General features: G+C 71.7%; 20 protein-coding genes and 2 pseudogenes. 13 read left to right on the top strand and 9 right to left on the bottom strand.

What is annotated here, in order from left to right; genetic code table 11:
* Positions 1-34: 34 nt before the first annotated feature.
* From pseB to ACGFH9_RS17555, 7 genes are all read left to right on the top strand, one after another.
* A complete protein-coding gene (gene pseB, locus ACGFH9_RS17585; protein ID WP_393220144.1) occupies positions 35-1,018 on the top strand; it encodes a UDP-N-acetylglucosamine 4,6-dehydratase (inverting) in 984 nt (327 codons plus the stop codon).
* Positions 1,015-2,172, top strand: a complete 1,158-nt coding sequence (locus ACGFH9_RS17580; protein ID WP_393220141.1) for a DegT/DnrJ/EryC1/StrS family aminotransferase — start codon at positions 1,015-1,017, stop codon at positions 2,170-2,172. Before pseB ends, ACGFH9_RS17580 begins: the two co-directional genes overlap by 4 nt.
* A gap of 10 nt (positions 2,173-2,182) precedes the next feature.
* On the top strand, positions 2,183-3,034 hold the full coding sequence (locus tag ACGFH9_RS17575; RefSeq protein ID WP_393220139.1) for a hypothetical protein: 852 nt from the start codon (positions 2,183-2,185) through the stop codon (positions 3,032-3,034).
* A complete protein-coding gene (locus tag ACGFH9_RS17570; protein ID WP_393220228.1) occupies positions 3,024-4,865 on the top strand; it encodes a class I SAM-dependent methyltransferase in 1,842 nt (613 codons plus the stop codon). Before ACGFH9_RS17575 ends, ACGFH9_RS17570 begins: the two co-directional genes overlap by 11 nt.
* Before the next feature lie 65 nt (positions 4,866-4,930).
* Positions 4,931-5,653 (top strand): cytidylyltransferase domain-containing protein, encoded by a 723-nt coding sequence (locus ACGFH9_RS17565; RefSeq protein ID WP_393220225.1) that lies wholly within the window; start codon positions 4,931-4,933, stop codon positions 5,651-5,653.
* A 113-nt stretch (positions 5,654-5,766) separates the two neighbouring features.
* Complete coding sequence (locus ACGFH9_RS17560; protein WP_393220136.1) at positions 5,767-6,699, top strand: spore coat protein; 933 nt, start codon at positions 5,767-5,769, stop codon at positions 6,697-6,699.
* A gap of 164 nt (positions 6,700-6,863) precedes the next feature.
* Positions 6,864-7,496 carry an alpha-ketoglutarate-dependent dioxygenase AlkB gene (locus ACGFH9_RS17555; protein ID WP_393220134.1) on the top strand — a complete coding sequence of 211 codons (633 nt, stop codon included), beginning with the start codon at positions 6,864-6,866 and terminating at the stop codon, positions 7,494-7,496.
* A gap of 201 nt (positions 7,497-7,697) precedes the next feature.
* Here the strand turns inward: ACGFH9_RS17555 and ACGFH9_RS17550 are convergent, their stop codons facing one another.
* The 5 genes and pseudogenes from ACGFH9_RS17550 to ACGFH9_RS17530 all read right to left on the bottom strand — a co-directional run bounded on the left by ACGFH9_RS17550 (position 7,698) and on the right by ACGFH9_RS17530 (position 15,873).
* On the bottom strand, positions 7,698-10,397 hold the full coding sequence (locus ACGFH9_RS17550; RefSeq protein ID WP_393220223.1) for a DNA topoisomerase (ATP-hydrolyzing): 2,700 nt from the start codon (positions 10,395-10,397) through the stop codon (positions 7,698-7,700).
* 30 nt (positions 10,398-10,427) lie between these two features.
* Positions 10,428-11,060, bottom strand: a pseudogene (locus tag ACGFH9_RS17545) (LAGLIDADG family homing endonuclease); the annotation flags it as partial.
* A gap of 171 nt (positions 11,061-11,231) precedes the next feature.
* Positions 11,232-11,486: pseudogene (locus tag ACGFH9_RS17540) on the bottom strand (DNA gyrase subunit A); the annotation flags it as partial.
* Between the two features lie 32 nt (positions 11,487-11,518).
* Positions 11,519-13,576: a type IIA DNA topoisomerase subunit B gene (locus tag ACGFH9_RS17535; RefSeq protein WP_393220131.1), complete on the bottom strand. Its 2,058-nt coding sequence runs from the start codon at positions 13,574-13,576 to the stop codon at positions 11,519-11,521.
* A gap of 215 nt (positions 13,577-13,791) precedes the next feature.
* A complete protein-coding gene (locus ACGFH9_RS17530) occupies positions 13,792-15,873 on the bottom strand; it encodes a hypothetical protein (protein WP_393220128.1) in 2,082 nt (693 codons plus the stop codon).
* Between the two features lie 265 nt (positions 15,874-16,138).
* Between ACGFH9_RS17530 and ACGFH9_RS17525 the strand changes: the two genes are divergently transcribed.
* Positions 16,139-16,837 carry a hypothetical protein gene (locus ACGFH9_RS17525; RefSeq protein ID WP_393220126.1) on the top strand — a complete coding sequence of 233 codons (699 nt, stop codon included), beginning with the start codon at positions 16,139-16,141 and terminating at the stop codon, positions 16,835-16,837.
* Between the two features lie 213 nt (positions 16,838-17,050).
* The gene (locus ACGFH9_RS17520; protein ID WP_393220123.1) at positions 17,051-18,307 is read left to right on the top strand and encodes a hypothetical protein; all 1,257 of its coding nucleotides are present in this window, start codon (positions 17,051-17,053) and stop codon (positions 18,305-18,307) included.
* Positions 18,308-18,360: 53 nt separating this feature from the next.
* Here ACGFH9_RS17520 and ACGFH9_RS17515 read toward each other — a convergent pair whose 3' ends face one another.
* Positions 18,361-18,531, bottom strand: coding sequence for a hypothetical protein (locus ACGFH9_RS17515; RefSeq protein ID WP_393220120.1), 171 nt, complete (start codon positions 18,529-18,531; stop codon positions 18,361-18,363).
* Between the two features lie 196 nt (positions 18,532-18,727).
* Between ACGFH9_RS17515 and ACGFH9_RS17510 the strand changes: the two genes are divergently transcribed.
* Both ACGFH9_RS17510 and ACGFH9_RS17505 read left to right on the top strand, forming a co-directional pair.
* Positions 18,728-19,354, top strand: a complete 627-nt coding sequence (locus tag ACGFH9_RS17510) for a hypothetical protein (RefSeq protein WP_393220118.1) — start codon at positions 18,728-18,730, stop codon at positions 19,352-19,354.
* 203 nt (positions 19,355-19,557) lie between these two features.
* Complete coding sequence (locus tag ACGFH9_RS17505) at positions 19,558-19,923, top strand: hypothetical protein (RefSeq protein ID WP_393220115.1); 366 nt, start codon at positions 19,558-19,560, stop codon at positions 19,921-19,923.
* A gap of 45 nt (positions 19,924-19,968) precedes the next feature.
* On the opposite strand, the gene ACGFH9_RS17500 is transcribed toward ACGFH9_RS17505, so the two are convergent.
* A complete protein-coding gene (locus tag ACGFH9_RS17500; protein ID WP_393220113.1) occupies positions 19,969-20,916 on the bottom strand; it encodes a DUF72 domain-containing protein in 948 nt (315 codons plus the stop codon).
* A 132-nt stretch (positions 20,917-21,048) separates the two neighbouring features.
* Between ACGFH9_RS17500 and ACGFH9_RS17495 the strand changes: the two genes are divergently transcribed.
* Together ACGFH9_RS17495 and ACGFH9_RS17490 are read left to right on the top strand one after the other, a co-directional pair.
* A complete protein-coding gene (locus ACGFH9_RS17495; RefSeq protein ID WP_393220110.1) occupies positions 21,049-21,552 on the top strand; it encodes a DinB family protein in 504 nt (167 codons plus the stop codon).
* A 103-nt stretch (positions 21,553-21,655) separates the two neighbouring features.
* Positions 21,656-21,952 (top strand): hypothetical protein, encoded by a 297-nt coding sequence (locus ACGFH9_RS17490; RefSeq protein WP_393220108.1) that lies wholly within the window; start codon positions 21,656-21,658, stop codon positions 21,950-21,952.
* Here ACGFH9_RS17490 and ACGFH9_RS17485 read toward each other — a convergent pair.
* Together ACGFH9_RS17485 and ACGFH9_RS17480 are read right to left on the bottom strand one after the other, a co-directional pair.
* Positions 21,921-23,993, bottom strand: a complete 2,073-nt coding sequence (locus tag ACGFH9_RS17485) for a glycogen debranching N-terminal domain-containing protein (protein WP_393220105.1) — start codon at positions 23,991-23,993, stop codon at positions 21,921-21,923. The genes ACGFH9_RS17490 and ACGFH9_RS17485 overlap by 32 nt on opposite strands.
* The gene (locus tag ACGFH9_RS17480) at positions 23,990-24,415 is read right to left on the bottom strand and encodes an SCP2 sterol-binding domain-containing protein (protein WP_393220103.1); all 426 of its coding nucleotides are present in this window, start codon (positions 24,413-24,415) and stop codon (positions 23,990-23,992) included. The genes ACGFH9_RS17485 and ACGFH9_RS17480 overlap by 4 nt, the downstream gene beginning before the upstream one ends.
* Between the last annotated feature and the right edge of the window lie 53 nt (positions 24,416-24,468).

Below are 24,468 nucleotides of genomic sequence, written 5' to 3'. Positions count from 1 at the left end.
CCGCCGGTTCATCCACGATCACGGGAGCACCAAATTGAGTGAGTTGAATGGATCGTCCATTCTGATCACCGGGGGAACGGGTTCCTTCGGCAGGACCTTCCTCCGGCACATCCTCACCGAGGCCGACCCCGCCCGGGTGGTGGTCTTCTCCCGCGACGAACTCAAGCAGTACGAGCTGCGCCAGCAGCTCGGTGACGATCCGCGCCTGCGCTGGTTCATCGGCGACATCCGGGACCGGCACCGCCTCACCCGCGCGATGCACGGCGTGGACCACGTCGTGCACGCCGCAGCCCTCAAGCAGGTGGACACCGCGGAGTACAACCCGTCGGAGTTCATCGCCACCAACATCACCGGCTCGCAGCACGTCGTCGACGCCGCGATCGAGGCGGGCGTCAAGAAGGTCATCGCGCTCTCCACCGACAAGGCGTCCAGCCCGATCAACCTGTACGGCGCCACCAAGCTGGTCGGCGACAAGCTGTTCGTCTCGGCCAACCACTACGCCGCGCACCACCCGACCCGGTTCTCCGTGGTGCGCTACGGCAACGTGGTCGGCAGCCGTGGTTCGGTCGTCCCGCTGTTCCACCGGCTGGCCGCCGAGGGCAAGAGCCTGCCGATCACCGACAAGCGGATGACCCGCTTCTGGATCACCCTCGAGCAGGCCGTGCAGTTCGTCATGGACTCGTTCGACCAGATGCAGGGCGGCGAGCTGTTCGTGCCGCGCATTCCCAGCATGCGCATCCTCGACCTGGTCGAGGCCGTCGCCCCGGACGCCACCACCCACGAGATCGGCATCCGGCCCGGCGAGAAGCTGCACGAGGAGATGATCGCCCCGGACGACAGCCGGCGGACGCTGCGCGCCAAGGACCGCTACATCGTCCAGCCGACCATCGCCGGTTGGGGCTACCAGCCGCCGGTCGACTGCGAGCCCGTGCCGGACGGCTTCGCCTACCAGTCGGACACCAACGACGAGTGGCTCAGCGTCGAGCAGTTGCGCGAGATGCTCGGCCTGACCGCATGACGGGGATGCTCCCGTACGGCCGGCAGTCGATCTCCGAGGACGACGTCGCAGCAGTCGCCGACGTGCTGCGCGGCGACTGGCTCACCACCGGACCACAGGTCGACGCGTTCGAGGCCGACCTCGCCCGCTGGACCGGTGGGGTGGGCGTCGCAGCGGTCTCCAACGGCACGGCGGCGCTGCACGTCGCGTACGCGGCTGCCGGGGTGGGACCGGGCGACGAGGTGGTGGTGCCACCGATGACGTTCGTGGCGACCGCCAGCAGCGCCGTCGCGCTCGGCGCGAAGATCGTGTTCGCCGACGTCGAGGACGAGACGTTCTGCCTCGACCCGGCTGCCGCAGCGGCGGCGGTCAGCTCACGTACCAAGGTGGTTTCCGCTGTCGACTACGCCGGCCACCCGGCCGACTACGACGCGCTGCGCGCGTCCTTGGCGGGCAGCGACGCGCTGCTGCTCGCCGACGCGGCGCACTCGATCGGCGGGACGTACCGTGGCCGACCGGTGGGCTCGCTCGCCGACCTGACCACGTTCTCGTTCTTCCCCACGAAGAACCTGACGACCGCCGAGGGGGGCGCGGTCGCCGCGCTCGACCCGGAGGTCCTGAAGCGGGCCCGCCGATTCCGTGGCGTCGGCGTGGTCCGCGAGCGCGCCGACCTGCGCCACCCGGACGAGGGCGGCTGGCACCAGGAGGTGCACGAGTTCGGGCTGAACTACCGCCTGCCGGACGTGCTCTGCGCGCTGGGCCGCAGTCAACTGCGCCGGCTCGCCGCGTTCACGGCCCGCCGGGCCGCGCTGGTCGCCCGCTACGACGAGGCACTGGCCAACCTGGACGGGGTACGCCTGCCGGTCCGCAGGTCGTGGGCCGACCCGGCCTGGCACCTCTACCCGATCCGGGTGCTCGACGGCCGTCGCCGGGAGGTGTACGACCGGATGCGCGCCGCCGGGATCGGCGTGCAGGTCAACTACATCCCCGTGCACTGGCACCCCGTCTTCGCCGACCTGGGTTACCGGCGCGGGTCGTGTCCGGTGGCCGAGTCGTTCTACGCCCAGCAGCTGTCGCTGCCGCTGTACCCGGGACTCAGCGACGCCGACCAGGACCGCGTCATCGACGCGCTGACCGCGATCCTGCGGGGCAGCGCGGTGCGTTCCGCCGCCTGATGGGAAGCTGATGCACCACGCGAACCACTTCTACGGCCACGCCCACGTGCTGGCCCGTTACGCCGGTCTCGGCGACCGGCATCCGCCACGGATCAACGGGTACGTGCAGCACGGCTGGAACATCGGCGACGGCCTCGCGCCGGGACACCCGTACGCCGACCGCACCCCGAGCCTGCTCTGGTCCGAGCAGACCCGCCGCCGGGCCTGGTCGGTGGGGCGGCGCAACGTCGTCGTGATCGGCGCCCCATTCGTCTACCTGCTGGCCATGCGGCCCGAGGACCCGCCGGAGCAGGAGCGGGCGGGCACCATCTGGTACCCGTTCCACGGCTGGGAGGGCCAGCACGTCAAGGGTGACCACCGGGAGCTGATCGCCCGCATCCGGGACACCGAGCCCGGTCCGGTCACGGTCTGCCTCTACTGGCACGAGTACGGCATGCGCCACGTCCGACGGCTCTACGAGCGCGCCGGCTTCCGGGTGATCTGCCACGGCTACCGGGGACACTGGTGGAAGGACACCGACCCGGAGTTCCTCGACAAGCAGTTAACCGAGCTGCGCCGGCACCGGCGGGTAGCATCCAACCGGCTGACCAGCGCGATCTTCTACGGCATCGCGGCCGGTTGCGAACCGGCGGTCTACGGCGACCCGATGATCCTGTCCAACGAGGACCCGACCTTCGGTGGTACCGCCCGCATCCGGCGACAGTGGCCGGAGCTGCACGGCGCGCAGGTCGACAGGCCCACCGCCGTCTCGATCGCCCGGGCGGAGCTGGGCACCGACTACCGCTGCACCCCTGCCGAGCTGCGTGAACTGCTCGGTTGGGCGAACCTTCCGGAAGAAGAAGAGGATGACAGTGACGACTGAGACGGCACCCGCCGGCCGGATCACCCTGCCCGGCGGCGAGATGCTGGCCTGGTCCGACCTGCCGACGGAGCGGTTGGCCGACGGAGGACCCCTCGCGGCACTGGCCGCCCGCGTCGTACCGCCCGGCGCGCGTGTCCTGCTGGCCGGCCCGCACGACCCGGCGCTGCTCGACCGGCTCGCCCACGCCGAGGTGACCTGCCTGCTGCGCAGCCACCCGGACGCCGTGGCGCTGGCCCAGCGCGCCGCCCGCGTGATCGTCGGCGGCCCCGCCGGCCTGGCCGACGACGAGACGTACGACGTGGTGATCGCCGCCGCCGGCCTGGACCCGATCGAGTCGGTGGAGGGCACCCGGCTGGGCTGGGACGGCGTGCTGGCCCGGCTGGTCGCGGCGGTACGCCCCGGCGGCGCTCTGCTGCTGCGCCTGGACAACCCGCTCGGGCTGCACCGCCTGGTCGCCACCACCCCCTGGTACGCCGCCCGCGACGATTCCGCCTGGGTGATCGGCGGCGTACTCGATGCGGCCCACCCCGCCAACCGGGACCAGCTCCGCCAGCGGATCACCGACAGCGGGCTCCGCCCGAGCGCCTGCTGGGCCGCGTACCCCGAGGGCGCGACCGCGACGGCCCTGCTCGACGCCGACCAGCTCGACCACGGCGCGCACCGGGGGCTGTTCGACGCGGTGCTACACGGCGCCTGCGCCGGTGCCTTCGCCCCCGCGACGGTGCTCCAGGACCCGGCCCGACTGGCGGTGGACGCCCTGCACGCCGGGCGCGCCGCCGACCTGGCACCGGCCTGGCTGATGCTGGCTTACCGGCCCGACGGGCCCACCGACACCCCAGCCGACGGGGATGATCTGCCGGTGGCGCTGGTGCAGACGGGGTCGTCCGGGCAGCCCGGGATCGGCGTGCTGGAGGTACGCGACGGCCCGTCGGGCTGGCGGTGGGGCCACGTGGTCACCGCCGACCCGACCGCGCCGGCCGCGCCGTTCGCCAGCCGCGAGGCCGCGTACCGGAACCCGGACGCGTTGACCGGGCCGGTGCCGTCCGGGCGACTGCTGCACACCCTGCTGCTCGATGCCGCGCTGCGCCGCGACCTGGCGACGGTGCGCACGCTGTTGCACGGGTACGCGGGCTGGCTCGCCGACCAGGCCGACGCAGACGGACGCCTCGCCGGCGCCGCAGCGCTGGCCAGCGCCGACAACATCGTGGTCGACGGGGAGCGCTTCGCGGTGCTCGACCCGAGCTGGCGGGCCACCGACCGACTCCCCGGCGACGTGGTGCTGGCCCGCGGGCTGTGGCGCTTCGCGGCGGCCCTGCTCACCGGCGGGTACGCCCACCCGTGGTCGTCCACCCTCGACGTCGCCGGCCTCACCGTCGTCCTCGGCGGGCTCGCCGGCCACGACCTGGATCGAGCGACCGTGGCCGAGGCGGTACAGGCCGAGGCGGCGATCACGGCCAGCCTGCACGGCCTCGACGCCGAGCACCGGACAGCTCTCGCGACCGAACTCCAGGCGGTCGAACCGACCGATCCGCCGCTCGGCGCGCACAGCTACCAGCAGCTACGTGAGGCGTGGCTGCGTCAACGCGAGGAGATCAGTCGGCTCGCGGCCCTGACCCGGTGGACCGACGAGCTGCTCACGTCCCGGGAGCGGGCGCTGCGCCGGGCGGAGGCGAAGATCGGACTGCTCAGCGGGTCCATCAGCTACCGCGTCGGCCGGCTCGCCATCACTCCGGCCCGGCTGGCCAAGCGGGGTGCTCGTGCCGCGAAGCGACGAGCACGGGCGGCGCTCGCCCCGAAGCAACTCGTCACGGAGCAGGAGGAGCAGCAGTGAGCGGCGACGGCGACGCTACCGCGACGGCGGGCCCACCTGACCCGGGCCAGACCCCGGCGCCACGGATCGTCGGCATCGTGCAGGCCCGGATGGGCTCGTCGCGGCTGCCCGGCAAGGTGCTGCGCCCGCTCGCCGGGCGGTCCGTGCTCGGCCGTGTCGTCCGCGCCGCCCTCGACAGCGGCGTCCTCGCCGACCTGGTGGTCGCGACGAGCACCGACGCGGTCGACGACGCGGTGGTCGACGAGTGCCGGCGACTCGGCGTGCCGTGCCATCGCGGACCCGTCGACGACGTGCTGGGCCGCTTCGTGGGCGCGCTCGCCGCGCACCCGGGCGACGCGGTGATGCGGTTCACCGCCGACTGCCCGCTGCTCGACCCGGAGATCATCACGCTTGTCGCCTCGGTGTACCGGGCCGTGCCCGGCCTGGACTACGCAAGCACGTCGATCGCCCGCACCCTGCCCCGCGGGCTGGACGTGGAGATCATCCGCGCGGAGACCCTGCGTACCCTGGACCGGCTCGCCACCGGCCACCACCGCGTGCACGTCACCTCGTACGCGTACACCCATCCGGAGCTGTTCCGGGTGCTCGGGGTGACCCTCACCCCGGACCGCTCGGCGCTGCGGCTCACCCTCGACACCGAGCAGGACTGGGCGCTGGTGAGCGCCGTCGCCGACCACTTCGGCGACGTGAGTGTGCCGCTCGCCAAGCTCGCCGACTGGCTCGACGGGCAACCCCGGCTGCGCGCGCTCAACGCCGACGTACGCCAGAAGCGGCTGGAGGAGTCCTGAGCGCGCTACGGGTCGGACTCCGCTGCGACGCCGGGCCGCAGCGCGGCGTCGGGCATCTCGTCCGCTGCCTCGCCCTCGCCGAGGAGTTCCTCGCCCGGGGCGCCCACGTCGCGGTGTTCGGCACTGTCGAGCGGGTCGGCTGGGCCAGCGCCGAACTGGCCGCGCGCGGCATCGAGCTGCACCCCGGCCCGGAGTCACCGAGCGAGCTGGTCGAGACGGCCCGACGACACGACCTCGACGTGGTGGTCCTCGACTCGTACGAACTGGACCCGGCCGGCGCTGGCGCCCTGCGCGCGGCGGGTGTCGTCACCCTCGCCGTCATCGACGGGGACAGCCGGGGCCAGGACGCCGACCTCTACCTCGACCAGAACTTCGGGGCACAGCTTCCGGCGTTGCCCGGGCGGCTGCTCGCCGGCAGCGGGTACGCCCTGCTGCGCGACTCGGTCGTGACCGCCCGCCCGGCGACGCCCCGGCCCGCCACGGCGGTCGGCAGGCCCCGGGTGCTGGCGTTCTTCGGCGGCACCGACGCGGTCGGCACGGCCCCGGTGCTGACCCGGGTACTGCTGGCCACCGGCCACCCGATGGACCTCACGGTCGTCGTCGGACGACCCGAGATCGAGGCCGAACTGGAGACGATCACCCCCGGGCGGGGACAGATCGTGCGTCCCGTCCCGCCCACCGGCGCGCTGCCCGCACTGATCACCGAGGCGGACCTGGTCGTCAGCGCCGCCGGCACCTCCACCTGGGAACTGTGCTGCCTCGGCGCGCCCGCGGCACTGGTCTGCGTGGTCGACAACCAACGCGAGTCGTACACCCGGGTGGTGCGGCACGGCCTGGCCGCCGGCCTCGGCGAACTGCCGGACCTGACCGCCACCGGGATGGCCGGGCGGACCGCCCGGGCTACGGCGGCGCGAACGCTCAACGGGCTCCTCAGCTCACCGCAACGCCGCGCGGCGCTGGCCGCCCGAGCCTGGGCCGCCGTGGACGGCCGGGGCCGCTCCCGCGTCGTGGACGCGGTGCTCCAAACCGCCCCCACCCCAACCTGACCCCACCCCCACCTCCGCGATCTTGCACTTTCTGTTGCGACACAAGGGGCAAATCGCCTCATGCCGTCGACCGAAAGTGCGAGATCGACGCGGTCGGGGGTCGGGGCTTCCCGCTCGGGTCCGGCACTCGCACGGGTGTACTAACGTGCTGCTAGGGTGGCTTCATGGAGGCCGCCTACCAGCCGTCGATGCTCGACGCGACCGACGCGGAGCCGACTTTGGGGCCGCTGGGCGGTCAGATCCGGCGGCACCAGTTGAGCCGGGGCGCCTGGGTCGACCACCTTCCGGGTTGGGTGCAGGGTTCCGACGCAGTCCTGGACACCCTGCTCGCCGAGGTGCCCTGGCGTGCGGAGCGCCGCACCATGTACGACAGCGAGGTCGACGTGCCCCGCCTGCTCTGCTGGTACGACGGTGAGCGGCAACTGCCGCACCCGGTGCTCACCTCGGCGCGGGCGGCACTGACCCGGCACTACGCACCCGAGCTGGGCGAACCGTTCGTCACCGCCGGCATGTGCCTCTACCGCTCCGGCCGCGACAGCGTCGCGTGGCACGGTGACACGATCGGCCGCTCGGCCCACAACGACACGATCGTCGCGATCGTCTCCTTCGGGTCTCCCCGGCCTCTGCTGCTGCGCCCTCGCGGCGGTGGCGACAGCCTGCGCTTCCCGGTGGGGCACGGCGACCTGATCGTCATGGGCGGCTCCTGCCAGCGCACCTGGGAACACGCCATCCCCAAGACCACCCGCCCGGTAAGCCCAAGGGTAAGCGTCCAGTTCCGCCCCTTCAACGTCGCCTAACCCACCCCACCCCACCCCCACCCCCTCCCCCCTCCCCCCACCCCCACCCCCCCAGCCGGGTGATCATGAAGTTATTGCCAGGACACGCCGAAGACGGCGGCAATAACTTCATGATCGACGGGGGCCAGTGGGGCCGGAGGGGCCGTGGGGTGGGTGGGGTGGGTGGGTGGGTGGGGTGGGTGGGTGGGTGGGTGGGGGCGGTTAGTCGCGTTCGATGAGGTGGCCTACCACCGTTGGGCCGAGCATCACCGCGAAGCCGCTGCCGTCGCGGCGCGGGTCGGCTGCCGGCAGCTCCACCGGGTCGCCGGTGACTGTCGCGCCGACCGGGCGCGGCCCCACCCAGGCCACGGCGACGTCCGTCTCACCCTTGAGGAACCGGTGGGCACGCACGCCGGCGGTCGCCCGGCCCTTCGCCGGGTACGCCTGGAACGGCGTGACCTTGACCGTCGCCCCGGTGGAGGTGACCACCATCGGCTCGCCGTGACCCGGGTCGTCGGTGCGTACCGCGCCGAAGAAGACCACCCGCGCGCCGGCCGGCAGGTTGATGCCGGCCATGCCGCCGCCCTTGAGGCCCTGCGGGCGGACCAGCCCGGCAGCGAAGCGCAGCAACGACGCCTCCGAGGTGACGAAGGTCAACGTCTCGGTGCCGTCGGTCAACCAGGTCGCCCCGACCACCTCGTCACCGTCCCGCAGGCCGATCACCTCGAACTCGTCGGAGCGCACCGGCCACTCCGGCGCGCACACCTTCACGACGCCGTGCCGGGTGCCCAGCGCCAGACCGGGTGAGGTGTCGGCAGCGCCGCTGAGCGGGACCAGACCGACAACGGTCTCCCCCGCCTCCAGCGGCGCCAGCTCCGCGGCGGACATGCCGCCGCGCAGCGACACCGTGCCGGCCTGCTCGGGGAGCACCGGCAGCGGCAGTACGTCGACCTTGAAGGCGCGACCCGCGCTCGTGATCAGCAGCACCCGGCCACGGGCGGTGGAGTGCACGATGGCGCGTACCGTGTCGTGCTTGACCCGACCGTTGCGTCGGCGCCCCTCGGCGCTCTCCTCCGACTCGGCCGCGGTCCGGGCGACCAGCCCGGTCGCCGAGAGGATCACCTGGCACGGGTCGTCGGCGACCTCCAGCGGGCCGGCCGGCGCGGACGCCGCCAGCACCTCCTTCAGGTCACCGTCGACGAGGGTCGTCCGACGTTCGGTGCCGAACTGCTTGACCACGGCCGCCAACTCGTCGGAGACCAGCTTCTTGAGCACCCGCTCGTCGTCGAGGATCGTGGACAGCTCGGCGATCTCGGCACGCAGCCGCTCCTGCTCGGCCTCCAGCTCGATCCGGTCGAATTTCGTGAGCCGGCGCAGCGGCGTGTCCAGGATGTACGTGGCCTGGATCTCGGAGAGGCCGAACTGGCTCATCAGCCCGTCCTTGGCCGCCTGCGCGTCGTCGCTGCCACGGATCAGACGGACCACCCGGTCGATGTCGAGCAGCGCGATCAGCAGACCGTCGACCAGGTGCAGCCGCTCCTCGCGCTTGCGCCGACGGTAGGAGCTGCGCCGGGTGACCACCTCGTACCGGTGGGCCAGGAAGACCTCCAGCAGGGCCTTCAACCCGAGGGTACGGGGCTGACCGTCGACCAGCACGAGGTTGTTGACGCCGAAGGACTGCTCCAACGGGGTCAACCGGTACAGGTCGGCGAGCAGGGCCTGCGGGTTGACCCCGACCTTGCACTCGACCACGAGGCGGGTGCCGCTCTCCCGGTCGGTCAGGTCCTTGACGTCCGCGATGCCGGTCAGCCGCTTGGTCTTGGTGACCTCGTTGGTGATCGCCGCGATGACCTTCTCCGCGCCGACGCCGTAGGGCAGCTCGACCACGGTGATCGCCTGGCGACCCCGACTGCCCTCGATGGGACCGATCTCCACCTTGCCGCGCATCCGCACCACGCCGCGCCCGGTCTCGTACGCCCGGCGCACCTCGTCGAGGCCGAGCAGCACCCCGCCGGTGGGCAGGTCGGGGCCGGGGACGAACTCCATGAGCCGGTCCAGGGTGGCGTCCGGGTGGTTGATCAGCCAACGGGCCGCGGAGACCACCTCGGCGAGGTTGTGCGGGATCATGTTGGTGGCCATGCCGACCGCGATCCCGGACGCGCCGTTGACCAGCAGGTTGGGGAAGGCCGCCGGCAGTACGGTCGGCTGCGTCAACGAACCGTCGTAGTTGGGCTCGACGTCGACCGTGTCTTCGCCCAGCTCACCGACGAGCAGCATCGCCTCACGGGACATCCGGGCCTCGGTGTACCGCGAGGCGGCCGGGCCGTCGTCGGGAGATCCGAAGTTGCCGTGCCCGTCGATCAGCGGCACGTTGAGCGAGAAGTCCTGCGCGAGGCGGACCATCGCGTCGTAGATCGCCGTGTCGCCGTGCGGATGGTATTTACCCATGCAGTTGTGCACCACGTAGCCCTCGGCGATAAAGGCGTGGTCATCACTGCCCACCTGGATGTCGTACGTGACGTCGGACGACACCGCCTCGACCGAGGTGACCCGCAGGAACGCGCTACCGATCAGCGCCTCCAACCTAGCGGCGAGCGGCGACCCAATCCGGCGGAGTTTGTGGATCCAGCCGTCCCGTACTGCTCGCTCCAACTGGAACGACCGGTCTGTCAGCGAGACGCGATTGCGGTCCTTGCCGTACCGCACCTTCGGTCCACCGCTGGCCGAGAGCGAAGCACGGAACGCCTGCCCGTCCTGGCCCCGGAACCACCCGCCGCCCTGATGCGCTGCGGTGAACTCTGCGATGACCGGACCGTACGGCAGCCGGTCGTTGCCCTGCTTGCCGCTGTACTGGTAGTCGATGTCGATGACCCGCTGCAAGCCGTCCTGCTTGTAGCCGATTCGGACCCATGGCAGCAGCATTCGAGCGAGGACGGCGGCGTCTCGCCCGCTGATCGAGAGACCGAACAGCGGGTTTCCCGTGGAGGCGCGACCGCCGCTCCAGTGGTGCCCATGCAGCCCCAGGTCGGCGAGCATGGCGTAGATCTGCCGCACCAGCAGCTCGCTCGTGCTGACGAAGACGATCTCTCTAAAGCGCTTACGGACGTAACCGTCGCCGTCGAAGAAGCCAGCGAGGAACGGCGCCCACGCCGACCGGTTCTCGACGATGTCGCGGGGTATGTACTTGTCCCGGCTGAGCGGCTCGGTCGCCTCCAGCAGCCCTTCGTGCCGGCTGAAGGTCAAGATGTGCTGGTCGCGATGGAGAGGGTTGCGCGCCTCGCGCTTACCTCGCGAGACATTCAATCCACTGGCGATGGCCCAGCCGTGAGCGACATCCAGCGGCTCGACGTCACACATGTGGATTCGGACCCGACCGTCCGCCTCGCGAGACCGATGGACAGGAAAGCCTTCGGCCACCAGCAGCCCGCGCACATAGTCATAGACGTCGCCAGCGGGAGTCGGCAGCGCGTTGCGACGACTGCCGTAGGCCAATGTCAGTCGCCCCGAGAGATCCCGAGCCTCCGCCCATTCAACCGAAAGGTCATCGGCGACCACGCGGAAGCGCTGGCCCGGCGTGACGAGCATCGTGTGCCCGTTACTCCAGGTCACGCGCACGAGTTCGGAGGTCGGATTCCGATAAACAGCAGTCACCGGCACGGAGGCTCCATCGCCGTCGAGCACGAGGTCCCCGACTTCGATCTCGTCAATGGCCCGCAGACCGACCGGCGTCGAGACGAGTGTGCCGGCGACGAAGCAGTCGCCCACGATGCGCGCGGACTTCACGTGCCCACGATCGGGGCGGTAGCCCTGCTCGTACATCGACCAGAGGATCCGTCGGTGCACGGGCTTGAGGCCGTCGCGGGCATCCGGCAGGGCGCGGGAGTGGATGACCGAGAAGGCGTACTCCAGGTAGGAGTCCGAGACCTCGGTGACCAGCGGGTTGTCGAAGACCCGTGCGCCGGCCTGGTCGAACGAGGAGAGATCGACCTTGTTGTCCTTACGGCGTGCCATGACTCAGCTCTCCACTCGAACGAGACAGGTGCTCATGCGTCGATCGCCTCGCGGTCGACCCGGTCGGCGGAGTCGATGAGCCAGTTGCGGCGCGGCTCGACCTTCTCGCCCATCAGCAGTTCGAGGATGCGCTCGGCGGCGTCCACGTCGTCGAGGGTGATCCGGCGGACGGCCCGGGTGGCCGGGTTCATCGTGGTGTCCCACAGCTCGTCGGCGTCCATCTCACCGAGGCCCTTGAAGCGCGGGATGGGCGTGACGATCTGCTTGCCGGCCTTTTCCAGCTTGCGGACCGTCGTCTCCATCTCGGCCTGGGTGTAGGTGTAGACGGTCTGCGGGTTCCGCCCCTTGGTCGTGATCTTGTGTAGGGGCGGCATCGCCGCGTAGAGACGACCGGCCTCGATCAACGGCCGCATGTAGCGGGCGAAGAGGGTGATCAGCAGCGTACGGATGTGCGCGCCGTCCACGTCGGCGTCGGCCATGATCAGCACGCGGCCGTAGCGCAGCGCGGAGAGGTCGAACGTCCGCCCCGAACCCGCCCCCAGCACCTGGACGATGGCCGCGCACTCGGCATTGTCCAGAACCTGCTGGAGGTTGGCCTTCTGCACGTTGAGGATCTTGCCCCGGATGGGCAGCAGCGCCTGGTATTCCGACGAGCGCGCCATCCGGCTCGTCCCCAGCGCGCTGTCGCCCTCCACGATGAACAGCTCACTGCGGTCGATGCCCGTCGCGCGGCAGTCGACCAGCTTCGGCGGCATGGACGCGCCCTCCAGGGCGGTCTTACGCCGGGCGGCGTCCTTCTGCTGCTTCTGGGTGAGTCGCACCCGCGCCGCGTCGACGATCTTCTGCAGGACGACGCGCGCCTCGGCCTTGGTGCGCCGGTCCTCCAGCCAGGCCTTGACGTGCGCGTCGACGAGGCTCTGCAGAACCTTGGTGATGCCGGTGGTGGACAGCTCGTCCTTGGTCTGGGAGGTGAACTGCGGCTCGGGAATCCGCACGTGCACCACGGCCGTCATGCCCTCCAGGACGTCGTCCAGGGTCGGCGGCTCCTCCTTGGCCTTGAGCAGGCCGCGGGTGTTGCGGACGGCGTCGGCGAGGGTGCGCACGAGGGCCCGTTCGAAGCCCTTGCGGTGGGTGCCACCGTGGGCGTTGCGGATCGTGTTGGTGAAGCACTCGACGGTGCGCTCGTAGCCGGTGCCCCAGCGGAACGCCACTTCCACCTCGGCGCGGCGCTGCACGTTGGACTGCATGACACCGTTGGCGTCGGCGGCGTTCTCCCGGTAGGTCCCCTCGCCGTTGACCAGCAGGATGCCGGAGACCGGCCGGTCACCGGCCGGCGCGAGGAACTCGACCATGTCGCTGAGCCCGTTGGGGTAGTGGAACCGCTCCTCGGCGGGCGCCTCGCCGGTCAGGTCACGCAGCAGGTACGTCACGCCAGGGACCAGGAACGCGGTGTTGCGAAGCTTCATCCGGACGGCGTCGACGTCGAGCGCCGCGCCGGTCTCGAAGTAGCGGGCGTCGTGCCACCAGCGGATGGACGTGCCGGTGCGCTGGCCGCGCTTCATCGCCCCGGTCACCTGGAGGCCGGGGCCGGCGGTGAAGGACGCGTCCGGCCCGTCGCCGTCGAAGATCCCCGGCACCCCGTGCCGGAACGACATCGAGTGGACCTTGCCGGCGCGGCGGACGGTGACGTCGAAACGACGGGACAGCGCGTTGACGGCGGAGGCGCCGACGCCGTGCAGACCGCCGGAGGTCTTGTAGCCGGAGCCGCCGAACTTGCCGCCCGCGTGCAGGCGGGTCAGCACCAGCTCGACGCCGGAGATGCCGGACTTGGCGTGCACGTCGGTGGGGATGCCGCGACCGTCGTCGTCGACCTGCACCGAACCGTCGGCGTGCAGGATCACCTCGACGTTGCTCGCGTGACCGGCGACACCCTCGTCGGTGGAGTTGTCGAGGATCTCGTTGACGAGGTGACCCACGCCACGGCTGTCGGTGGAACCGATGTACATGCCGGGCCGCTTGCGGACAGCGTCCAGCCCCTCAAGGTGGGTGAGGTCATCGGCCCCGTACAGGGTGTCAGGCTCTGCGGTCAACTGGTCGTACTCCCCGGTCTCGGCGGTGTGGTGCCGCGTCCGAACTGATCGGTCGGCCGGCGCGCCGCAGCGAGCCTAGCCGGCAGATGTGACACGACGACGGCACCCCGCAGTCGAGGCCCGCATCCCCGTTGCGAATGCGAGCCTCGACATCGTGTGCTGTTGTCCGGTTTCGACGCGTCAGCCGCGCCGTGACCGGTTGGTGGTCGGCCGCCCTACGGGGCCGGCACCTGGATAACAAGCGAGCTGTAGCCGACGTTCCCGACGCTGTCCACGGCGGCCACGTACAGCGTGTTCGTGCCATAGGCGGGCGTCGCCAGGGTCACCGAAACGGTCGTGCCGGTCCAGCCGAGGCTCGTGCCGGCCTCCGCTTCCTCGGTGGGAGGGTTGCTCCAGCCGTAGCGGAAACTGACCACGTCCAGGTCCGGCGAGCGCAGCTTGTAGGTGTAGAGCTGGCCGGGCGGGGCGGGACTGGTGACCGCGTCCACGCTCACCGTGGGCGGCTGGTCGTCGATCGTGAACTCGCACCACCCCGACCAGGGGCTGGCCACGTAGCCGTCGTCGCTGCGGGTCCGGAAGGCGTACGACGACTTCCCGTCGGCCGTGCCGGTCACCGCTGCCGTGGTGGAGCGGGCGCCGGCCAGGACGGTGGAGCCCGTGGGCGCGGTCATGCGCGGCGTGGCGCTGTCGTAGACGCCCGAGGCGGGAATCTCCAGCAGCTCGTACGCCGTCTGGAGGACCTGGCCGGCATCCGCGTCGGGGAAGACGGCGGAGAGCGTCGGCGCGGTGGCCAGGGTGACCCGTTCGCCCGTGACACAGGCCGCGCCACCGACCTGGAGAGCGGTGGGCTGGGTGGGCGGCGTGTCGTAGTCGACCAGCAGGCGGGCGGTGGTCGGGTCGAACTTCTTCCACCGGTTCGCCGTGCTCTCGCCGGTCCCCGACGAGTCGCTGCACGCGCAGAGACCGTAGGTGATCGTGCTCAGGTGGGCGGACGCCGCGCTGCTGAGGCCGGCGGCGACGTTGCCGGTGAACCGCACGGTCATCGGCGGCTGCGGGGAGTCGGCGCAGCCCGACCCTCCGTTGGCGTGTGAGTTCGCGGAGGCGCGGGGCGTGGTCAGCGCGGGCGCCCAGGCGGTGCGCGGGATGCTCGTGATCACGCCCGACTGGTAGAGGTAGGTCGGGGTGTCGAAGCAGGACCAGGTGTGGGTCGCCACCACCTGCACGGACGCGGACCTGATGATCTTGCCGCTGAGGTTTCCGATCGGGAACTCGAAGTAGGAGCGGTAGACGACCCCGTTGTCCGGGTTCGATCCGACCCGGGCAGCCGAGGTGTCGCTGTTGGTGGAGTTGTTGTTCGTGGCGTACGCCCAGCGGGAGGGGAGGGCTGACCAGGCCGGGTCGATGTAGACCGGGAAGGTCGCCTTCGCCGGGTCGAGCAGGCCCGCTGACGGGCGCAGCACGAGGTCGCCCGCCGCGTCGACGGCGGTCGCCACGGGGGCGGTACGCGCGGCCAGGCCAGGACCGGACGGCGAGGAGGCCGCCGCACGAGGCGCACCGGCAGGGCCGGAGGAGTCCCACATCTCGGCGGTGGCGGCGCGTGCCACCTCCGCCCCGCCGGCGAGCGCCCGCAGCGAGCCGTCGGCCTCCCGCCGGACCCGTGCGTCGCCCCCGAGGTCGAAGCGGATCTCCCGCAGCGCCGGGTTCGCCGCCGCCTGCGGGGTCTTCACCACCAGGACGTGGGTGAAGCCGGTGTGGGTGGCCGTCAGCACCAGGTCCACACCGGGCAGGACCCCGGGGTAGGTGGCGGCCTCCCCGGACACGCTCGGCGCGGGCAGCGCCCCGGGCCAGCCCAGCGTCATCGACGTGGCGCCGTTGGTCAGGGTGGCGGCGGGACCGTGCCCGCCGGCCGAGAACAGCACGGTGGCCGGGGTGACCGCCGGTCGCCAGCCGGTCGCCGCGCGGTGCAACGACAGGTCGACCTCGGACCAGGAGCCGTCGGCCTGGCGGACCCGCTGTGGAACGGCTGCGGTCTCGGCGACGAAGCCGCCGCCGGGCTTGGCGAAGACCTGGGTCAGCTCGCTACGTGCCGATTCGACCTCGACGCGCTGACCGGTACGCGTGGCCGTGGCGGTCGCCTGGGCGGCGTCCCGCGCGGTCGTACCGCTGGACGTGGTGCCGCCCGTCGACGTCGGCGCGGCCGACGCGGGTGCGGCGAGGAGGGCGACGCCGATGGACGCCGAGATTCCGGCGGCGAGCAGGCGACGGCTTGATGATTTCGGAATGTGGACAGCATGCATGGAGCGGCCAATGGCCACCGCAACCCCCGTGTATGTGAGACGGCCAGACGGGGGAACTGTAGAGACAGAGATTTAGCACTGTCCACGTCTGTCACATCCCGTGAGCACAAAGGAGACGAGGTGCCGCATACCGCTGGGCGCGGCTGCCGAGCGGCACGATCGGTGACGACCCGAGAGATGCACGGTGATCACGGGACCACGCGTCGACAGTCGTCGCCGGTACGGTTCCTGTTGCATGCACGGCGGAGGCCGGGAGGTTGCCGAGGTGGACGAGACGACAGGCGACGCCCTACGGCGCTCCCTCGGTACGCGTACCCGCCGCTGGCTGCTCGCCGGCACCCTTCTGGCGGGGCTGCTCACCGCCGTGGCGCTCGTCGCGGCGGCGGCACCCACCGACCGGACGTTCGTCGACCTGTCGGGCGCGGTCCAGAGCCTAATGTCGGTGGCGACGCCACTGTTCGGCATCCTGCTCGTACGTGATCCACGCCGGGCTCGCGCCGACGCCGCCCCGACCGTGTTCGGGGTGCTGCTGCCGACGGTCGTGATCGGCGTGGGTGGTGTGGCGATCTGCGCCGCGACACTGGCCGTGACCCCGGCTGTGGGGGTGGACGATCGGTGGCGGCATGTCGGCACGGTGGCGGTGGGCAGCGTGCTGGTGCAGATCGTCGCCGGTCTGGTGGGCACCGGACTGGGCCTGCTGCTGCGCTCGCGGGTGGTCGCGTTCCTCGCCACGATCGTCCTCCCGCTGGGCCTGTTCGGGCTGCTGGGGGCGGTGGACGCGCTGCGTCCGGCACAGCCGTGGCTCACACCGCTCGGCAGCGTCCGCAATCTGCTGTCCGGGGAGATGAGCGCGCTGCGGTGGGCGCAGTGGTTCTGCGTACTCCTGATCTGGGGTGTCGGTCTGAACGCGCTCGGCGCGGCCGTGCGCGCCCGCTCCGAGGGTGACGCCGGCGGGGGCGCGTGACGCCGGAGTCACCCTCGCGCTAGGCCGGCGCGCGCACCGGCGTTCGACGCCATCCACAGTGCCGGGTGACCCGTGCTGGGCGCACACCGTTGCGCCCGGAGCCGTCGTGTCTTTCGTCGAACGATTCTGTTACGGGCCATTGACGCCCGTTGCACAGGGGTGATCTGATCGCGCTCTCAGAGAATCTTTCATCTTTCGATGGATGGGGGCCCCATGCCCAGGTTCCGCCGTACCACGCTCGCCGCGGCACTCACGATCGTCACAGCCGCGTTGTCGACCGCCGTCGCGCTGCCCGCCCCCGCTACCGCCGCGCTGCCCACCGCCGCCGTGGCGCTCGGCGACAGCTTCATCAGCGGGGAGGGCGCTGGGGCGTACACCCCGGTGGTCGACGCCAACGGGGTCACCCAGGGATTTCCCGGCTGGACGGCCCCGAACAACAACGCCTTCTTCTGCCACCGGTCGGCGAACGCCTCGCTGAACCAGGCCAACCTGCCCGGCATCCAGAACCGGTTCAACCTGGCCTGCTCCGGCGGCCAGCCGCACGACATCGCCACCGCCTCGCAGGCGCGGCCCAAGGGACGCACGGTGGCCGCGCAGCTCGACCAGCTGCGTGCCGTCGCGCAGACCCAGGACATCGACCTGGTGCTGATCGGCCTCGGTTCCAACAACAGCTCGTTCACCTTCGGCAGCGTCGCGGAGACGTGTGCCAACCGGTTCATCGCCGACGCCTGGACCGGCTGGTGGGAGTTCTGGGCGTACCTGAACGGGCCGGTGGAGCAGAAGCCGTGCAGCGACGCGGACCTGGCCACGGCCGCGCAGCTCAGCGCCGCGACCGCGGAGACCACCGCCGCCGTACGCCAGATCCTGACCACCCTCGACCAGGTGGACGCGGACGGGCAGCACCGAATCGTGTTCCAGGACTACACCAACCCGCTGCCGCTGGACCTGAACCCGGCGTTCTACGAGGAGGACGGCCGGGACGACACCCGGGACAAGTTCCGTGACCTCGGCGCCGAGCGGTACGCGGCCGGATGCCCGATCCACCTGGCCAGCCTCGCCCCGGGACACCGCTTCTCGCAGGGTCTCGGTGGCATCGTCAAGTCCACCCGGGACACCCTGGCCGCCGAATTCCCCAACGACGACCTGGTCTACCTGAACGTGCAGCGGGCCTTCGACGGCGCGCGGCTGTGCGAGTCGACGTCCAGCCCGACCGGTGCGCTGGCCACCCCCATCCGGCTCCAGGACGGCGCGACGGGCACCTTCGTGACCAGCCTCGCCGGCAAGGACAAGATCGCCATCCAGCGGATCGCCAACACCTGCGTCAGCTACTTCCAGACCTGCCAGGAGTCGTGGCACCCGAACGCCACCGGGCACCAGGTGCTGGGCCAGTGCCTCGCCGGCGCGGCGGTCACCGCCGCCCGCGCGGTGTCGTGTGTCCGTGCCAGCAACGGGACGATCTCCGTCTCCTGATCGGTTCCGCCACCGGAGGCCCCGTCACCCGACGGGGCCTCCGTCGTGTCGGCTCAGTCCTCCTGCTCCAACGGCGACCGGTCGCCGTCGCGCTCCACCTCGATCGGCGCGTGGTCCTTGCGCGGCGCGACCTCGGCGGTGTTGCGGTGCGGATCGTTGTCCGGGTGCATGAGCACCGCGTCGGTCTTGGGGGTCTTCTCGCGGACCTCGTCCGGCTGCGACATGCCGTTCCCCTCTCCGTCAGCGTCGACGGGATCTACCCGCCGCCGCGCCGACGACTCCTCCCGGTGACGATCTGCGACCACGACGCCCGTATGTCCCTGTCGCGCCTACGCTGGCGGGGATCGACCGGCGGACGACGGGGTTAGCCGCCCGGGCGACGGGTAAGCCGCGTCGCCCGACACGGCGGAAGGGGATCACATGTCCGAACGACACACCGCACTGCGCTCCATGCACGATCTGGGTCTGGCGGCCTGGTTCGGTGGCTCCCTCATGGGTGCCTTCGGCGTCAATGGCGCAGCGGCGAAAATCAACGACTCGACCCAGCGGCTCCCGGTCGCCTCGGCCGGATGGTCGAAGTGGACGCCGGTCAACGCGGCCGCGATCGGCGCGCACCTCGCCGGAGCGGTCGGCGAACTGGTCACGGAGAGCCCACGGGTGGCGGCCCAGCGCGGGGTCGGCCGGGCCAGCGCCATCAAGACGGCCCTGACGATCGGCGCGCTCGCCGTCACCGGCTACAGCCGGTTGGTCGGCATGCGGTTGGAGAAGGCGGGCGGTCCGCCGGTGAGCGGCGCCACCGAGCCCAATCACCAGACACCGGCCAGCGTCGCCTCCTCGCAGCGACAGATGAAGCTGCTCCAGTGGGCGATCCCGGCGCTGACCGGATCGCTGGTCGTGGTCACCGCGTACATGGGTGAGCAGCAGAAGCCCGGCCAGGTGCTGCGGGGGATCCTGAGCCGCACCGGCGGGATGCGCGGCGCCCCGACGGGCCTGGCCAAGATGGGCATGGGCGTCGGCAAACGGCAGATGGCGATGGCCGGACGCTGAGCGTCGGGTCGGCCGGTGTCCCGCCGGACCGTCGACGACGGGGCACCGGCCGACCCCGCGCACCCGCGCGGCACGCCTGAGGGGCAGGGACCACGCCGGAGGATCGGCCGGCCCCGCGCCCGGCGGCATCGAGTGACAGGACCGGGTCCGGCATCCGGGCAATCCGTCCGTCGACAGCGGCGGACCAACCGAGCGAGGTGGCCATGACGGCACACGAGGGACGCGGCGGTGACCGGCTCGAACCGGAGGCGACCAACCCGTGGGGTACGGGCGACGACTTCGACGCCGACGCGCCCTGGGGTGCGGGCGACGACTCGCCGATGGACGAGGGCAGCGAGGAGACGGCGGTGCCCGAGGGGCGGCGCGGTGAACGGCGCGCGGGCGCCCCGGCCGGGCAGAGCGGTCCGGCGGGCCGGCACGGCTTCGGCTCGGTCGAGCCCACCCGCACCACGGTGGCCGGGCCGGGCGCGCCGCCGGACCCGGCGCCCAGCGGCCGGAGCTTTCCCGACGAAGCGGACGTCACCGAGCGTTCCCAGGACGCGCTACGCACCCGGGGTCGACGCTCCTGATCGCCCGCGTGCCCCGCTCGGAACGGGGTGCACGCGGGCAGCGTGTCAGCCGGTCGAGGCCGCGACGGTCTGACCGTCGGACGGCCGACGCGGCCCGACCGGTACCCGCGCGTCGGCGAGCATGGTCTCGGCGAGCAGTTGCGCCAACCGGGTCGCGTCGCGCTGGGCCTGCCCGGCACAGCAGTTGTTGAACAGCACGTGCAGGTCGTCGACGTCCGCGGCCAGCCCGGCCAGTCGTTCCGCCCAGTCGCGCAGTTCCTGCTCGGCGTACGCGTAGCGGAACTTGTCCTGCTTGTCGCCGTCGCGCCACGCGTCGCTGTGGCCGTGGAAGCGGACGATCGCCGGCTCCGCCGTCCGCGTCAGGATCGGTGGCACCGACGACGGATGCCCCTGCGGCATGTCCACGCAGACCAGTGAGAGGTCGTGCGCGCGCAGCAGGTCCAGAGTCGCGGTCGTGGCGGCGCCGTCGAACCAGGACCCGTGCCGCAGCTCCACCGCCACGCGCCACGGCTGGCACCGCTGGGCCAGCTCCACGATGCGCCGCTCGGCGGCGTCGCCGCGCGCCAGCCAGGGCGGGAACTGCAGAAGCACGGTGCCCAACTTGCCGGCGGCCGCGACCGGGGCCAGCGCCGCCCGGAAGCGGACCCACAACTCGTCGTACGTCTGCTCGGGCAGGTCACGCCGGCGGACCCGGCTGGGGCCGGCGGCCGGCCGCAGGTCGCGAGGCAGCACGGCGACCGGCGTGGGGTGCCCGGTGAAGAGGCTGAACGCCTTGACGTTGAAGGTGAAGTCGTCGGGCGTCGCCTCGACCCAGCCCTGCGTCGTCTCCGGCACCGGAACGGCGTAGTAGGACGTGTCCACCTCGACCAGCGGGAACCGGCTGGCGTAGAAGGCCAGCCGGCGCGTCGGCGTGTTGGCCGAGCGGGGATACCAGCCGGACCGCAGCAACGTCTGGTCGGCCCAGGACGACGTGCCCACCTTGATGACACCCATGTCGTTCAGTGGACAGTCCCGCACCCCGATCGGCAACCGCTGGCGGCCGGTGCCTCGTCGTGTCTCGACCTCGAAGTGTCGGTGCCCGGTCCTAGGCTGACCGCCGACGGACTCCGAGGAAAGGGCGACACCATGACCAGCACCGCGCAGCTCACCGGGGAACGAGCCGACCTGCTGCAGACGCTGCGCCGGCACCGGGGCTTCCTCCTGCAGACCGTCGACGGGCTGACCGACGAGCAGGCGGCCACCCGTAGCACCGTGAGCGAGCTCTGCCTCGGCGGGCTCGTCAAGCACGTCGCCGGCACCGAGGAGCGGTGGATGCTGTTCGCCGTGGGTGGCGCGGAGGCGATGCAGCGGTCCGAGATCGACTGGGTCGGCCAGTTCCGGATGGCACCGGGCGAGACCCTGGCCGGGCTGGTCGAGCGGTTCCGATCGGTGGCCGCCCACACCGACGAGCTGATCGCCGCCCTCGACCTGGACGCGGCCCACCCGCTGCCGCAGGCCCCGTGGTTCGAGCCGGGCGCGAGTTGGACGGTGCGTCGGGTGCTGCTGCACCTGATCGCCGAGACGTCCCAGCACGCCGGGCACGCCGACATCCTGCGGGAGGCGATCGACGGGGCGAAGATCATGGGCTGAGCCCGGTCCGGCGGTCGCCGGTCCACGTTCACCTCGTGTCCCGCTCCCCCCGACCGGGGGCGGATGTGACATCGCCCGACGGGGCGGCGCTGAGGGACACGAGATGAGCGCGGACCGGATAGACCAGGAGACCGCCGAGCGGTTGCTCGGTGGCCTCGCCGCCATGCCGTCGGCTGCCGCGTATCCGGTCGTGCTGCTGCTGACGGCGGTTCGCACCGCGGCCCGCCCCGGGGAGCTGGCCGGTCTGGGTCACGCCGTGCAGGGCTTCCGCCGCGCCCAGGCGCAACACCGTCGCCCTCCCCCGGCCCGGCGGCCCGGGCGCTCCCCCGTCGTCGAGAGGAGCACGGGCGGCACGACGGCCGCCGACCTCAGGACCGGGGAAGGGACGTCGGAGGTCTGACCGGCTGGGTGGAGCGCTCGCCGGCGTACGCGTCGGTGTGGCCCCAGCGTCCGGGCACGCCGAGCAGGTCGACGCGGCCGAAACCCGCGGGCAGGGCGGGCCTGACCAGCAGGTCCTCGCCGGTGGGCCGCAGACCCAGCAGGGTGCCCAGCAACATCAGCAGGGCTCCCGACGACCACGACTTCGGGCGTCCGGCCGAGGGCAACTGGACCGGATACTTCGTCAGGCTCCGCTCGTAGCCGGCGATCTGCTCCGGCACCGCCCCGCCGAGCGTCTGCGCCATGTCGAAGATGCCGGCCGCGATCCGGGCCGCGTGCGCGTCGAAGCGGTAGTGCCGCAGCCCGGCGGCGATCAGGGCGTTGTCCGACGGCCACACCGCCCCCAGGTGGGACCCCACCGGGTTGTACGGGCGCTGGCCGGCGGCGAAGGTCCGTACGCCCCAGCCGTTGAACAGCCGGGGCCCGACCAGGTGCTCGGCGACCGCCTCGGCCCGATCGTCCGAGACGATCCCGCTCCACAGCAGCTGCCCGATGTTGGACGACAGGGCGTCGACCGGCTCGCCGTACGGGTCGAGCGCCAGGGCGTAGTACTCCCGGTGCGGCAGCCAGAAGTCCCTGTTGAACCGCTCCTTGAGCGCGGTCGCCTCCGCGTCGAGGCGGTCGGCGTACGCCGGGTCGCCCCAGAACTCGCGGGCCAGCCGGGCGCCGCGCCTCTTCGCGTCGTACGCGTAGCCCTGCAACTCGCAGGTGGCGAGGGGGAGCTCGGGCGTCCGGCCGTGCGCGTCGACTATCGCGTCCGGGGAGTCCTTCCAGGACTGGTTGACCGTGCCGACGCGCTCGTTGCGGCGTTGGTAGCGCACGTAACCGTCGCCGGTCATGTCGCCGTACTCGTCGATCCAGTCCAGCGCCATCCGGGCCGGTTGACGCAGCTCGCGGACCAGTTGGGCGTCACCGGACCAGCGCTCGTACTCGTCGAGCAGCACGACGAACAGCGGGGTCATGTCGGCGCCGGCGTAGTACACCGCGCCCGGTCGCACGCCGAAGACGCTCGACTCGCCGTAGCGGAGCTCAGAAATGATCTTGCCGGGCTCCTCCTCGCGTTCGTCGTCGAGGTGCCCGCCCTGCACCAGGGCCAGCATCCGCAGCGTGGCGGGCGTCAACTCCGGGGTGAACGCCAGCGTCTCCAGGCAGGTGATGATGCTGTCCCGACCCAGGAAGGCCATCGCCCACGGCAGGCCGGCGACCGGCACGCGCTCGGCGGTCGACAGTGGCCGGTAGCGCAGCGCGGCCAGGTCGGCGAGGCTCCCCCGATACATCATCTCCAGGCCGTCGCGCTCGGCCACCAGCTGCGGCGCCCGGTCGAGCCAGTCCTGGAGATCCTCCCGCATCCCGGTGCGGACCGACCGCTGGTGCGCCTGCAGGCTGGCCCGCATGTCCTGACCGCCCTCCCCGACGACGGCCAGGACGACGTGCAGGTCGGTCTCCCACCGCCCGTGCGGGGAGACGCGGAGGCGGAACGTCATCCCGCCTTCGTCGACATCGACAGCGGCGGTGCTGCTGATCGTCGTCTCGCGGACGAAGCGCTGCCGCTCGTAGCGCAGGGTGAGCCGCTGGCGCGCCGAGTCGACGTCGACCCGTACGTTCCGCCGCCGCACGTCCCCGATCTCGTTGATGTCGGCGAAGTCGCTGCCCATCTCCATGCGTACGGTCAGCTCGGCGGGCTGCGGCGAATGGTTGAGCACAATGATCTTCTCGTGGAAGCACTCGTGGATCGAGCGGTGCCGGATGATCGACACGTCCGCGTCGACGTAGTGGCTCTCCGCGCCGGGCACCAGGAAGAACCGGGTCTCGAAGTACGTCATGTCGTCGCGGGAGAGAGCGTTGATCGGCTCCCCGTCGATCGTGAGCACCCAGTGCGAGAGGAAGCGCGTGTCGAACGCGAAGAGCCCGACGGGCTCCTGCGGATCCATCTCGATGTCACCCTGGGCATCGCTGATGGCGAACACGTTTCCGGCGAGGACGTGCACGAGTTCCTGCCTCATGGCCGGTCGTCCCGCCCGCCGGACGCCGCCCGCCCGGCGGACGCGTGTCGGCGGGCCAGCGCGGCCCGTCCCAGCTCACGTGGGTGTCGAGCACCCTTCGGCCCCGGCAGGACGCGCCGCAGCACCAGCAGCAGCCGCATGTCGCCCCGCAGGGTCAGCTCGTTGCGCAGCATGGCCGTGCCCGGGGGCAGGTCACCGTTGACCAACTCGTCGAAGACGCTACGGGCGGCGCGGACGATCAGGTCCGCGTCCTCGGCCGAGCGGGTGACCGCGAGGTGCTGGCCCGCCACGGTCAGGTACCAGTGCTCGGTGTGCCCGTCGTCGCGCAGATCCAGCCGGAGCGTCCCGGTGGTCGTCTCCGGCAGGTCGAAAGACCGGCTCGTGTCCAACTGCTCCAGGTAGCTCGACGCCGTCGTGGCCATCACATCCCCTCCCGCATCCCCGCAGGATCACCCGGAAAAGGGTGAGCGGGCCT

Source organism: Micromonospora sp. NPDC049102 (assembly GCF_043197485.1).
Taxonomy (GTDB): Bacteria; Actinomycetota; Actinomycetes; order Mycobacteriales; family Micromonosporaceae; genus Micromonospora.
The sequence above is the reverse complement of the archived record's forward strand: the minus strand, read 5'-3'. Positions and strand labels throughout refer to the sequence as shown.